Genomic DNA, 13,178 nt, shown 5'->3' on the forward strand with positions numbered 1-13,178 from the left:
CGAAAGGATCCGCCGGACCTTTAGGCCACCATTTGGCCCGTATGCGAGGAATGTACGATACGCGAGCCCGCACCCCGGCCCCCGGAGCTGAGCCATGCCCCACGCCTCCGAGCGCGAGCCCGACCCGGACGCCGACCGCACGCCCGGCCCCGACCCCGGCCGCCACGCCCCCGGCCCCGGCCGTCGAGCCCCCGACCCCGACCGCCACGCCCCCGGCCCCGGCTCCGGCCGTCGCGCCCTCGATACCGACCGTCGAGCCCCCGACCCCGTCCACGAGTCCGACGGCGCTCTGGAAACCCGGGGGCTGGAACCGGTTCCGGACGCGGAGCGCTCCGGCCGTGTCCGCGAGCTGTTCCCGACGTGGGTCGCGGCGAACATCAGCGTGCTGCTGCTCACGGTCGGCGCCGGGCTGGTGGTCTACAGCGGGCTGAACTTCTGGCAGGTGCTGGTCGTGGCGGTGGTCGCGCCCCTCGTGTCGTACGGGATCGTCGGTCTTGTCTCCATCGCGGGCAAGCGTGGCGGCTCGCCCGGGATGGCGCTGTCGCGCGCGGTTTTCGGCCAGCGCGGCAACCTCGGCCCGGGGGTGCTGATCTGGGTGGCGCGCTGGGGCTGGGAGACGATCAACGCGGTGACGGGTGCGTACGCCCTGCTCACGGTGGCGGACCTGCTGTTCGGCGTCAGTGGCGGCACCCCGCTGATCACGGTCACGCTGCTGCTCTTCGTCGCCGGGACGTTTCTGGTGTCGGGCCTGGGGATCGGGGCGCTGCGGGTGTGCAGCCGCTGGTCCGCGTACCTCTTCGGGGTGTTCTCGGTGCTGGTCCTGGTGTATCTGATCGCCGAGACGGAGTGGTCCTCGGTCTTCGGTGAGCCGGCCGGTCCGACGCCCATGATGATCGCCGGTATCGGCATGCTCGCGGCGGGCGGGATCAGCTGGGTGCCGTCGGCGCCGGACTTCACGCGGTACCTGCCGCGGGAGGCGTCCGGTCGGGCGATGGTCGGCGCGACGGTCGCCGGGGCCGTGGTGGTGACGGTGCCGATGGTGTCGATGGGTGCGGTGATGGCGGTGTCGACGCCCGGTCTGGCGGCGACGCGGGACCCGGTGTCGTTCATCGGCGCGTTGCTGCCCCTGTGGCTGTCGGTGCCGTATCTGCTGATCGCGCTGGTCGGAACGCTGCTGATCAACGCGCTGTCGATGTACTCGGCGGGGTTCACGGCGCAGACGCTGGGGATCCGGCTGCCCCGGGCGTGGGCGGTGGCGGTGAACGCGGTGATCAGCCTGGTGCTGGGGTTTCTGCTGATGGTGGTGGTGACCGGTTTCCTCGGTCCGTTCCTCTCCTTCCTGACGCTGCTGGCGGTGGCGTTCTCGGCGTGGATCGGTGTCTTCGGCGTCGACATGCTGCGGCGGAGGTCGTACGACGGCAGGGCGCTGCTGGACACCTCGCGTACCAGCGCCTACTGGTACCGGGGCGGTTTCGCGTGGCCGGCGATGACGGCGTGGGGCGCCGCGCTGGTGGTGGGGCTGCTGTTCACCCGGGTGCAGTGGTTCGCGGGGCCGCTGGCCGGGACGTGGATCGGGGAGCACGGCCTGGGCTGGGCGGTGACGACCCTGGTGGCGGCCGGGCTGTACACCGTCCTCCCGCCGGCGGCCGCCACGGGGCGGGAGTCCGGGGCGCGCGGCGCGAGCAGCACCGTTCCCAACTGACGTGGCGTCAGCTACCGTCGCTCCGCGCGGTGCTCACCGTCCGGCGGAGGGGGACGTCCCATGGCCTTCACAGTGGTCCGGTTCAATCTCGTCGCGCCGGGGGCGAACCCGTCGGAGCTCTCCGACCGCTACCGGGCGGCGCTGGAGATGGCCGCGTACGCCGACGACCGGGGTGTCGACACGGTCCAGACGGAGGAGCACCACGGGGCCGCGAACAACTGGCTGCCCTCCCCCTTCACCTTCGCGGGCGCCGTGTTCGGGGCGACGCGGCGGATCGGTGTCACGGTCTCGGCGGCGATCGGGCCGCTGCACGATCCGCTGCGGCTGGCCGAGGACATCGCCGTACTGGACCTGCTGAGCCGGGGGCGGCTGGTCACCGTGGCGGGCATCGGGTACCGGCGTGAGGAGTACGCGGCGCACGGGGTGGACTGGCACCGTCGCGGTGAGCTCCAGGACCTGCTGCTGGAGACGCTGCTCCGGGCGTGGACGGGTGAGGAGTTCGCCTATCGCGGCCGTACGGTGCGGGTGACGCCGCGCCCGTACAGCAGGCCGGGGCCGCCGCTGCTGGTCGGCGGCTCGTCGCGGGCGGCGGCGCGGCGGGCCGCACGCCTCGGCCTGCCGTTCTTCCCGAGCGCCCGTCTGCCCGAGCTGGCGGCGTACTACCACGAGCGGCTGGCCGCCCACGGCACCCGGGGGTTCTGCGTGATGCCTGCGGCGCGGACGCCGCTGCTGCACCTGTCGGAGGACCCGGAGCGCACGTGGGCGCTGTACGGGGAGCACTTCCTGCACGAGGCGCGGACGTACGCGTCGTGGCAGACGGGGGGCGTGCGCTCCGCAGTGCGGTCGCGGGCGGCGACGGTCGATGAGCTGCGCGCGGAGGGGGTGTACCGCGTGGTGACCCCGGAGGAGTGCGTGGCGTGGGCGGCGGGCCGGGCCGGGGAGGGCCGGGAGAGTCTCGTCCTGCATCCGCTGTGTGGAGGGATGCCGCTCGACGAGGGCTGGCGCTCGCTGCGTCTGCTCGGGGAGCGGGTACTGCCCCGGCTCGAGCCTGGAGCGGCTGCCGCCCCGGCTCAAGGGCTGGAACAGGTACTGCCCCGGCTCTCTTGCTGAGCCGGGGCAGACCGACGGACGAGGAGAGGGGCAGCGGGGATTAGCCCATCTCCTCCAACGCCTTGCCCTTGGTCTCCTTCACGAATTTGAGCACGAAGGGGATGGAGAGCACGGCGAAGATCGTGTAGATCACGTACGTACCGGAGAGGTTCCAGTCCGCCAGGGACGGGAAGCTCGCGGTGATGACCCAGTTGGCGACCCACTGCGCGGAGGCGGCGACGCCGAGCGCGGCCGCGCGGATCCGGTTGGGGAACATCTCGCCGAGCAGGACCCAGACGACCACGCCCCAGGAGAGGGCGAAGAAGAGGACGAAGGCGTGGGCGGCGATCAGGGCGACGACACCCTGGATGCCGGGCAGCCTGCCGTCCACCAGGTCGGCGGAGAAGGCCCAGGCCTCGACGGCGAGGGCGAGCGCCATACCGGCGGAGCCGACGAGGGCGAGCGGCTTGCGGCCCACCCGGTCGACCAGGACCATCGCGATCACGGTGCCGACGATGTTGATGATCGACGTGGTGAACGAGTACAGGAACGAGCTGGACGGGTCGACGCCCACGGACTGCCACAGGGTCGAGGAGTAGTAGAAGGCGACGTTGATGCCGACGAGCTGCTGGAAGACGGAGAGTCCGATACCGACCCAGACGATCGGCAGCAGGCCGAAGCGGTTGCCGAGCAGGTCCCTGAAGGTGGACTTGTGCTCGCGGTGCATCGCCTCCTCGATCTCGGCGACACGGGCGTCGAGGTCGACGGTGTGGCCCTCGACCTCGCCGAGCACCTCGCGGGCGCGGTCCTTGCGGCCGACGGAGATCAGGAAGCGCGGCGACTCGGGGATGGCGAAGGACAGCAGGCCGTACAGCAGCGCGGGCAGCACCTCGACGCCGAGCATCCACTGCCACGCCTCCAGGCCGGCGATCTCACCGCGCTGCCGGCCGTCGGCGATGTTGAGGACGGCGTAGTTGACCAGCTGGGAGACGGCGATGCCGATGACGATGGCGGCCTGCTGGAAGGAGCCGAGGCGGCCGCGGTAGGCGGCGGGGGCGACCTCGGCGATGTACGCGGGGCCGATCACCGACGCCATACCGATGCCGAGCCCGCCGACGACCCGCCAGAAGGCCAGGTCCCAGAGGGAGAACGGCAGGGCGGAGCCGATGGCGCTGACGGTGAAGAGGACGGCGGCGATCCGCATGACGCGGATGCGTCCGATGCGGTCGGCGAGCCGGCCGGCCGTCGCGGCGCCGACCGCGCAGCCGATGAGGGCGATGGCGATGACCTGGGCGAGCGTGCCGGAGCCGACGTCGTAGCGGTCCCGGATCGCCTCGACGGCGCCGTTGATGACGGCACTGTCGTAACCGAACAGGAAGCCGCCCATCGCGGCGGCCGCCGCGATGAAGACGACATGGCTGAGATGGTCCGGATGGGCCTCTCGGGCTCCCGATGCCGGCGGCTGCGCGGTGCTGGTCACGTGTACTCCTGGTGTCCGGCCTCGTCGCCGGGCATGGAAGGCGAACCCTTCCAGTGGCGCACAACATGACGCCGCCCACCACTTGAAGGTAAATGCAACGCTGGAGAGACTATTCGTTCAAGTTTTGAAGTCAAGGGGTCGGGGAGGGTCGGTCCGGCAGGGCTTCTGTGAGGTGCGCGGTTGGGCTCGATGGGGCCCCACCCGACCCTCAGCGGTGCCGTTGACTTCAACACCTGAAGGTGATCTTGCGAGACGGCAGAGCCGGAAGAGGAGACGGCTGGCGCAACCGCCGACTGGTGACCCTGGAGACGGCTCAGCGCAACCGCTGGCTGATGACCTTGGAGACGCCGTCACCCTGCATGGACACGCCGTAGAGGGCGTCCGCGACCTCCATGGTCCGCTTCTGGTGCGTGATCACGATCAGCTGCGAACTCTCCTGGAGCTCCTGCATGATCCGGATCAGCCGCTGGAGGTTGGTGTCGTCCAGCGCCGCCTCCACCTCGTCCATCACGTAGAACGGGCTCGGCCGCGCCTTGAAGATCGAGACGAGCATGGCGACGGCCGTCAGCGAGCGCTCCCCGCCGGAGAGCAGGGACAGCCGCTTGACCTTCTTGCCCGGCGGGCGCGCCTCCACGTCCACGCCGGTGGTGAGCATGTTGGCGGGGTCGGTCAGCACGAGCCGCCCCTCACCGCCCGGGAACAGCCGCGAGAAGACCCCTTCGAACTCCCGGGCGGTGTCCCGGAACGCCTCCGTGAAGACCTGCTCGACCCGCTCGTCGACCTCCTTCACCACCTGAAGGAGGTCGGCGCGTGTCTTCTTCAGGTCCTCCAGCTGCTCGGAGAGGAACTGGTGGCGCTCCTCCAGCGCCGAGAACTCCTCAAGGGCCAGCGGATTCACCTTGCCGAGCTGCTGGTACGCCCGTTCGGCGGCCTTCAGGCGCTTCTCCTGCTCCGCGCGGACGAAGGGCCGGGGCTGGTTGCGCGGATCCTCCGGGTCTTCCGGGAGGACCTCGCCGTCGGCGGGAGGAGAAGGCGGCACCGGCTGGTCGGGGCCGTAGTCGGCGACGAGACCGGCCGGCTCCACGCCCAGCTCCTCCAGAGCCCTGGTCTCCAGTTGTTCGATCCTCAGCCGCTTCTCCGCGCCGAGCACCTCGCCCCGGTGGACCGAATCGGTCAGCTTGTCCAGCTCGGCCTTGAGGTCCCGGCCCCGCGCGCGGGCGCCCGTCAGCTCCTGCTCCCTGACCGCCTTCGCCGCCTCGGCGGCGGACCGTTCCTGCTCGGCCCGTACGAGGGACACCTCGACGTGCGCCGACAGCTGGCGGGCGCCCGCCGCGACCGCCGCGGCGACCTCGGCCTCGTGGCGCAGCCGGGCGCGGCGCCGCTCGGCGCGGGCGCGGGCCTCGCGCTCGGCGCGTGCGCCGCGGTCCAGCGCGTCGGCGCGGCCGGCCAGGGCCTTGACGCGTTCCTCGTGGGTACGGGCCTGGAGGCGCGCCTCCATCTCGGTCTGGCGGGCGTTGGCGCCGTCGGCGGCGAGCCGGTCGCGCACCGACGTGTCGGGTTCCTCGTCGGCGGGGGCCTCCTCCGCGACGAGCAGCCGTTCGGCCAGCTCCTCGGCCTCCTCGGTGGCCCGCTCCAGGGCCTCCTGAGCGCGGGCCACGGCCGCGCCGGTCCGCTCCGCCTCACCGGCGGCGCCCCGGGCCTGCCCGGCGAGCCGTCCGAGAGCCTGCGCGACCGAGGACTTCTCCCGGTCGGCGGACCTGCGCCGCTCGGCCAGCTCCTCGACGCGGGCGGCGCACAGCTGCCTGCGCTCGGCCGCCGCCTGCTGCGCGGCCGTCAGCTCCTCGCACCGTACGGCCAGCTCGGCCAGGTCCCCGGCGGCCTCGTCCACCGACGCCTGGACCTCCAGGAGGCTGGGCGCCCCAGCGGAGCCGCCGTACGCGAAGTGCGCGCCCAGCACGTCGCCATCCCCGGTGACGGCGACGAGCTCGGGGCGGGCGGCGACCAGGTCCTCGGCGTCCTCCAGGGTGGCGACGACGACCATGTCCCGTACGAGCCTGCGTACCGCCGCCACCAGCCCGGCGGGCCCGGTCACCAGGTCGGCGACGGGGGGACGGCGCCCGCCGCCGGGCCGGGCGGCCCCGGTGAGGAGACCCGCCCGTCGCCGCGCGGCACCCGCCGCGTGCCCGTCGGCCCCGGTTTCGGGGACGGCCTGCCCCGGCACCCGGCCGGGCACGGCGACGGCCTCGTCGGCGCCGCCGCCGGACGGCACGGGCCCGCCGCCGACCACCCCGGCGCCACCGGCACCACCGGCACCACCGGCACCGCCTGGCGACTGCCCAGGCACCCCACCGGCACCACCGGTCGACGACCCAGGCACCCCACCGGCCACCTCGGCACCACCGGCCACCCCGGCCGACTGCTCCGGCACCCCACCAACGCCACCATCGGCGCCACAGGCCGACTGCTCCGGCACCCCAGCACCACCGGCCACCCCAGCACCACCGGCCACCCCAGCACCACAGGCACCACCCGGACCACCAGCACCCCCAGGACCCCCAGGACCCCCAGGACCCCCAGGACCCCCCGGACCCCCAGGACCCCCCGGACCACCGGCACCACCAGCGCCATCCGCCGCCCCCGCACCGCCGGGTGGCTGCCCCGTGCGTGGGCCCGGCAGCTCCCACTCCGTGTCCAGGAGGAGCGTGGCCCGGCCCGCGTCCTGTTTGCGGAGCAGGCGGATCGCCTCCGCGGCCGTCGCCGGGTCCTGGACCGCCACGGCGTCGGCGGCGGCGCCCAGGGCCGCGGCGACCGGGATCTCGTAGCCGGGCGTCACGGTCAGCAGTTCGGCCGCCGGGCCCAGCAGGCCGGCGAGGCGTTCACCGGCGGCGAGCAGCGTGCCCGTGCCGTCCTTGCGGCGCAGGCCGAGCGCGAGCGCGTCGTGGCGGGCGCGGGTCGCGGCCCGGTCGCGTTCAGCGGCGGTGGCCGCCTCGCGGGCGGCGGCGAGCGCGGTCTCGGCGTCGGCGAGCTCCCGCCTGGCGGTCTCGTGGGCGTCGGCGAGTGCGGTGTCGTCCGCGTCGAGGCCGTCGACCTCGGCCTTGAGCTGCTCGTACTCCTCCTGCGCCGCGACGGCGCGCTCCGCCGCCTCGTCGCGGGCGGCGGCCAGCCGCTCGATCTCCGCCTGTGCCGACGCGGCGCGGGAACGGGCCGCGCCCACCTGGCCGCTCAGCCGGGCCAGGCCCTCACGGCGGTCGGCGATGGCGCGGGCCGCGTCCTTGAGGCGGCGCTCTTCGGCCACGAGCTGCCGTTCCAGTTCGGCGCGGTGCGCGACGGTGTCCTCCAGGGCGCGCTCGGCGGCCTCCAGCGCGGCTTGGAGCTCGGCCTCCTGTTCGCGGATGCGGGCCGCCTCGCGCTCCATGTCCTCGGGGTCGCGGCCGCGCCGCTCGTCGTCGGGCTGGGTGGTGGCGCTCTTCACGCGCGCGTCGGCCAGCGAGATCGTGCCGCGTACCCGCTCGGCGAGCTGGGACAGCTCGTACCAGGTCTGCTGGGCGCTCTGGAGGCGTGGTGCCAGGCGCCGGACCTCGTCCTCCAGCGCCGCCTCCATGGCGAGGGCGGTCCGCAGTTCGGTCTCGGCGTGTTCCTTGCGTTCCTTCAGGGCCGCCTCGTCGGCGACCTCGGCCGCGAGCGCCGCCTTGAGCCGTACGAGATCGTCCGCGAGGAGCCGCAGCCGGGCGTCGCGCAGGTCGGCCTGGATGACGGCGGCGCGCCGGGCGACGGCGGCCTGGCGTCCGAGGGGCTTGAGCTGGCGGCGCAGCTCGTCGGTGAGGTCCTGCACCCTGGCCAGGTTGGCCTGCATCGCGTCGAGCTTCCGCAGCGCCTTCTCCTTGCGCTTGCGGTGCTTGAGTACGCCCGCCGCCTCCTCGATGAAGGCGCGGCGGCCCATGGGGTCCGCGTGGAGGACGGAGTCCAGCTGGCCCTGGCCGACGATGACGTGCATCTCCCGGCCGATGCCGGAGTCGCTCAGCAGGTCCTGGATGTCGAGCAGCCGGCAGGTGTCGCCGTTGATCTGGTACTCGCTGCCGCCGTTGCGGAACATGATCCGCGTGATGGTGACCTCGGCGTAGTCGATGGGCAGGGCGCCGTCGGAGTTGTCGATGGTGAGGGAGACCTCGGCCCGGCCGAGCGGCGGGCGGCCGGTCGTCCCGGCGAAGATGACGTCCTCCATCTTGCCGCCGCGCAGCGATTTCGCGCCCTGTTCACCCATGACCCACGAGAGCGCGTCGACCACATTGGACTTGCCGGAGCCGTTGGGGCCGACGACACAGGTGATGCCCGGTTCGAACCTCAGCGTGGTGGCGGAGGCGAACGACTTGAAACCGCGGAGGGTCAGGGCCTTGAGGTGCACGCCCCCGGACTCTACCCGGCGGGTTTCGTTTGATCGGTGAACGTGCAGGGCAATGAGTCGGTAAGCCGGGGAAGGGAACGGCGCGTAGGGGGGACGCGTACAGCGGGTGAACACGGGGGCACAAGAAAGAAGGGACGCCGGAGCGTCCCTTGCATATCTCTATCGCGAGAGTGTTTCTCACCCTGTCCCGGCGGGGCTTGCCCTACGGGGTGGTTACCAGCCTTGCGGGTTGGGATCAGGTGAGCGCAGGCTCGCCCTTGGGTACGTCGATGTCGATGCCGTCGAGCAGCGACTCGCCGTGTGCGGCGGCAGCGTTGAGCGCGTCGTTCTCGGACTGAATCCGGACCAGCTCGGACTCGAGGTCCTGGACGCGCTGCTGAAGCCGTCGCATCTCGGCGAGAAGTCGCGGGTCGGAACCGCCGACATAACCGAGAAGCGCCTTTGCCATGATGGATGGTCCTCCACACTGAGTGACCGACCGAAGCGGTGTGGGTCGTGAGGGATTCGCACCCGCGGTGCTCGGCAGTACATGGTGCCGCTGCGGTTCTTACTGCCGAACAGCTAAGGTGCGCGGGGCTTCCAGAGTCTCACCAAAAAGTTTGACGGTCAACACGATCACGCCCTGCATCAAGGGGCGACCGGGGGGGTTCGCGGCCGCTGAATATGCGGCGGCGCCTCGCACGCGGTGCTCCGAGGGGCGTGGAGATCATCCTTACTCGCGCAGCCTCGCACGACAACCCCTTCTCGGTAATCACCAGGTCATTTCTCCGACCGGGGGTAACGAGAGGGGCGCGCGCCCGCGCATGACGGGAGGGGCGCGCGCGGTCCGCCCCGAGCCGCATTCAAGATCGTCAGCGGACTTCGAATCCGTCGTAACCGCCGCGCGGCGTGTCCCAGATCTCAGTGACACCGTCGACACGCCCGGGTGTGTCGTCCGAGCGAAGCCACTCCAGCAAACGGTGGCAATTCTCACTCGGCCCTTCGGCGACCACCTGCACCCGCCCGTCGTCAAGATTGAGGGCGAAGCCGGTGAGGCTTCCGATCTCCAGAGCGTTTGCCCTGGTGAACCAGCGGAATCCCACTCCCTGTACGCGGCCGCGTACCCACGCGGTGAGCCGTGCGTCGTCGTTCATGGCTGCACGCTAACCGGTTCCCGTCCGCCCGCTGAGCGACCGATTACTCCTGAGCCGCTTGTGCCCCACCCGTCATGGCGTACAGTCCCGACGCAATGAGGCTCACCCGTTCGGCCGAGCCCCACAGGACCCAGCGAAACCCAGCGGCACACCGCGACGGCCGCGCGGAACGCGCGACAGGAAGCAGGAAGGCAGAGGAGATGGGACGCCACCGACGCACCGGCGCCACACCCGCGGCCGCGCCCGCCGCCGACGAGTACGCGGCCGGTTCGGCGGCGACAGAGCGCCGGAGCGGCGCCCGCCGCAGGAAGCGCGGCTCGGTTCCCGTGCGCACGGGGCTGCTCGGCGCGTCCGCCGCGATGGCGATGGGCGCCGTGGCGGTCGCCTCCGGGCTGCTGCCGGGCGGCGACACCTACACGGTGGGCGGCAACTCCTCCGGCGAGCGGATACGCACCGGCGGCCCGGAGCTGAACACGCAGGGCGACGCGAGCCCCACGCCCACCGCACTGCCCTCCACCTCTCCGAGCCGCACCGCCAAGAGCCCCGCCGCTCCGTCGAAGTCGCCGTCGCCGAAGCCGACTCCCCCGTCGTCGGCGCCGGCCACACCGTCCAAGGCCCCGGCGGCCCCCCGGACGAAGAGCGCCACTCCGACGCCGGCCCCGCCCCGTACGACCGCCCCGGCCCCCGTGCAGACGGTCGAGGCCGCGCTCAGCCGTGAGGAGGCCGCCGAGGCGGCGGTGCTCCAGCTGGTCAACGCGGAGCGCGCCAAGGTGGGCTGCTCCCCGGTGCGGGCCTCGTCCCCGCTGGCGTCGCTCGCCGGGGCGTTCAGCAAGGACATGGCGGCCCGCGACTTCTTCTCGCACACGGACCCGGACGGCGACGGCCCGTGGGACCGGGCCGCGCAGGCGGGCGTCGAGGGCCTTGGCGCCGAGAACATCGCACGCGGCCAGGCGGACGCCGCCGCGGTGATGGAGTCCTGGATGAACAGCGACGGCCACCGCGCGAACATCCTGAACTGCGACTACACCCGGCTGGGCGTCGGCGTGCACTACGGCGACGGCGGCCCGTGGTGGACGCAGAACTTCGGCTTCTGACCCCGGCGCACCCGTAGACGAAGGGGCCCCGTCACCACTCGGTGACGGGGCCCCTTCGCACTGCGCGCCGCGCGCCCTGCGTCCGCGTCGGCACCGCGCACCGCGCGCCGCGCGTCCGGCGTCCGCGCCCGTGTGGAGGCGGACGGGCGGGGCGCCGGAGGGCGGTGGCGTCAGGCGGCGGTGCGGCCTGCGCGGAACGTGCGGGCGGTCTCGGCAACGCGCCGGCCGAGGTGCTCGGCGGTCGCGATGTCGGCCTTGTGCACGCCGTCGGGGCCCTCGTCGTTGTTGGTCTGGGCGGCGGCGCCGGCGAAGACGCCGAGGCGGTTGAGGTCGTTCTCGGACGCCGTGCTGCTGTTCCAGCCGGGCTTCAGGCCGAGGTTCACCCAGTGCATGCCGTGCTGGCCGGCGAGGATCTGGAAGAACTGCAGGGTGTGCAGCTTGTCGCCGTTCTTGGAGGCGGAGTTGGTGAAGCCGGCGGCGAGCTTGTCCCGCCAGGCGTCGCTGAGCCAGCGCTTGGAGCTGGCCTCGGCGAAGGCGTGGAAGGCGCCGGAGGCGGTGCCCATGTAGGTGGGCGACCCGAAGACGATCGCGTCGGAGCCGTCGAGGAGTTCCCACTCGCTGTCGGTGAGCGCGTCGACGCTGACCAGGTGGACGGTCGCACCGGCGGCGGCGGCGCCCGCGCGGACGGCCTCGGCGAGGACGGCGGTGTGGCCGTAGCCGGAGTGGTAGGCGATCGAGATGACGGGCGTGGTCATGGGGAGGTCTCCTGGTTCGGCGAGTGCGCTCGTACGCGACCGCGTCGACCGCGTGACGACGTGAGTGCGCGGATACGGCGACGGCTCCGGCGGGCCGTGGTCGACCGCCGGCGGACACCAGAAGAAAAGCACTAACTTTTGGAAAGCGCAACCCTCGCGTTAGCGCTGTGGCGGCGTATGGTGGAGGTATGGAAGCAGCGGCGGCAGAGGTGACCGTGGACGACGACGAACTCCCCTTCGACGTGTTCGCCAAGCGGTGCCCGTCGCGCGGCACGCTGGAGCATGTGACGGGGCGCTGGGGCGGGCTCACACTGGGAGCGCTCTACGAGGGCAGCCTCCGCTTCAACGAGCTGCGGCGCCGGGTCGACGGGGTGAGCGAGAAGATGCTCTCCCAGACGCTGCACGCGCTGGAGCGCGACGGCCTGGTGCACCGCGAGGCACAGCCGACGAACCCGCCGCGCGTGGACTACGAACTCACACCGCTCGGCCGGGACGTCGCCGAACGGCTGCTCGGCCTGATCCACCTCGTGGAGGGCCGCATGCCGGAGGTGCTGGCGGCCCGCGAGCGTTACGACGAGGAGCGCGGGGCGACCGCGGAGACCCTCGGCGCCCGCTGACAGCGCGGGCAGAAGTAGCTGGACCTGTTCATCCAGGCGCGGCGGCGCATCGGTGTGCCGCAGCGGCGGCACGGCTCGCCCTCCCGCCCGTAGGCGTCCAGGGACCGGTCGAAGTAGCCGGACTCGCCGTTCACGTTCACGTACAGGCTGTCGAAGCTGGTCCCGCCGACGGCGAGGGCGGCCGTCATCACGTCCCGGACGTGGCCGAGCAGTTCGGCGGAGCGGGGGCGGGTGAGGCTCGCCGTGGGCCGGTCGTAGTGCAGCCGGGCGCGCCACAGCGCCTCGTCCGCGTAGATGTTGCCGACGCCGCTGATCAGCGACTGGTCGAGCAGGGCCCGCTTGATCGTCGTACGCCGCAGCCGCAGGGCGGCGTGGAAGGCCGCCTCGTCGAAGGCGGGGTCCAGCGGGTCGCGGGCGATGTGCGCGATGACGTCCGGCAGCCCATCGGGGGTGTTGTCGTGCAGCGAGAGCCCGCCGAAGGTGCGCTGGTCGACGAAGCGGAGCTCGGTGCCGAGCGTGTCGGCGAAGCGGACGCGGATCCGCAGGTGCTTCTCGTCGGGCGCGGACTCCGGCTGTACGAGGAGCTGGCCGCTCATGCCGAGGTGGCCGAGTACGGACGCGTCGGCGTCCTCCAGCGGCAGCCACAGGTACTTGCCGCGCCGGTGGGCCGGCCCGAAGCGGTGGCCCTTCAGCCGGGCCGCGAAGTCCTCGGCGCCCGCCACGTGCCGCCGTACGGCCCGGGGGTGGAGCACCTCGACGTCGGCGACGGTCCGGCCGCTCACCCAGCGCTCCAGGCCCCGCCGTACGACTTCGACCTCGGGCAGCTCGGGCACGGGACTCCTCGTTGGCGCACGGGGTGGGAAAACCCCGCCGCACCGGATGTGCGACGGGGTCGGAAGCGTGAGC

The 13,178-nt window shown here is 72.7% G+C and carries 10 protein-coding genes; 4 read left to right on the top strand and 6 right to left on the bottom strand.

All coding sequences use genetic code 11. The features are described 5' to 3' along the window. The first annotated feature begins 94 nt into the window (after positions 1-94). Both ACGF5U_RS06420 and ACGF5U_RS06425 read left to right on the top strand, forming a co-directional pair. Positions 95-1,702: a cytosine permease gene (locus ACGF5U_RS06420; RefSeq protein ID WP_392710824.1), complete on the top strand. Its 1,608-nt coding sequence runs from the start codon at positions 95-97 to the stop codon at positions 1,700-1,702. A 60-nt stretch (positions 1,703-1,762) separates the two neighbouring features. Beyond that, a complete protein-coding gene (locus ACGF5U_RS06425) occupies positions 1,763-2,812 on the top strand; it encodes an LLM class flavin-dependent oxidoreductase (RefSeq protein WP_392710825.1) in 1,050 nt (349 codons plus the stop codon). Positions 2,813-2,852: 40 nt separating this feature from the next. On the opposite strand, the gene ACGF5U_RS06430 is transcribed toward ACGF5U_RS06425, so the two are convergent. From ACGF5U_RS06430 to ACGF5U_RS06445, 4 genes are all read right to left on the bottom strand, one after another. Further along, positions 2,853-4,271, bottom strand: coding sequence for a sugar porter family MFS transporter (locus ACGF5U_RS06430; protein ID WP_392710826.1), 1,419 nt, complete (start codon positions 4,269-4,271; stop codon positions 2,853-2,855). Positions 4,272-4,584: 313 nt separating this feature from the next. After that, positions 4,585-8,673, bottom strand: a complete 4,089-nt coding sequence (locus ACGF5U_RS06435; protein WP_392710827.1) for an AAA family ATPase — start codon at positions 8,671-8,673, stop codon at positions 4,585-4,587. Positions 8,674-8,908: 235 nt separating this feature from the next. Continuing rightward, positions 8,909-9,121: a hypothetical protein gene (locus ACGF5U_RS06440; protein ID WP_392710828.1), complete on the bottom strand. Its 213-nt coding sequence runs from the start codon at positions 9,119-9,121 to the stop codon at positions 8,909-8,911. 403 nt (positions 9,122-9,524) lie between these two features. Beyond that, positions 9,525-9,806: an acylphosphatase gene (locus ACGF5U_RS06445; protein ID WP_392710829.1), complete on the bottom strand. Its 282-nt coding sequence runs from the start codon at positions 9,804-9,806 to the stop codon at positions 9,525-9,527. A 200-nt stretch (positions 9,807-10,006) separates the two neighbouring features. On the opposite strand from ACGF5U_RS06445, the gene ACGF5U_RS06450 reads away from it, so the two are divergent. Continuing rightward, positions 10,007-10,900: a CAP domain-containing protein gene (locus ACGF5U_RS06450; protein WP_392710830.1), complete on the top strand. Its 894-nt coding sequence runs from the start codon at positions 10,007-10,009 to the stop codon at positions 10,898-10,900. A 170-nt stretch (positions 10,901-11,070) separates the two neighbouring features. Here ACGF5U_RS06450 and ACGF5U_RS06455 read toward each other — a convergent pair whose 3' ends face one another. Beyond that, entirely contained in the window at positions 11,071-11,655 is a 585-nt protein-coding gene (locus tag ACGF5U_RS06455; protein WP_392710831.1) for a flavodoxin family protein, read from the bottom strand. A 188-nt stretch (positions 11,656-11,843) separates the two neighbouring features. Between ACGF5U_RS06455 and ACGF5U_RS06460 the strand changes: the two genes are divergently transcribed. After that, complete coding sequence (locus ACGF5U_RS06460) at positions 11,844-12,272, top strand: winged helix-turn-helix transcriptional regulator (RefSeq protein ID WP_392710832.1); 429 nt, start codon at positions 11,844-11,846, stop codon at positions 12,270-12,272. On the opposite strand, the gene mutM is transcribed toward ACGF5U_RS06460, so the two are convergent. Then, entirely contained in the window at positions 12,224-13,105 is an 882-nt protein-coding gene (mutM, locus tag ACGF5U_RS06465) for a bifunctional DNA-formamidopyrimidine glycosylase/DNA-(apurinic or apyrimidinic site) lyase (protein ID WP_392710833.1), read from the bottom strand. The two genes, ACGF5U_RS06460 and mutM, sit on opposite strands and share 49 nt — an antisense overlap. Positions 13,106-13,178: the final 73 nt, after the last annotated feature.

Origin of the sequence: Streptomyces sp. NPDC047886, from assembly GCF_043204435.1 — a bacterium.
Lineage (GTDB): Bacteria > Actinomycetota > Actinomycetes > Streptomycetales > Streptomycetaceae > Streptomyces.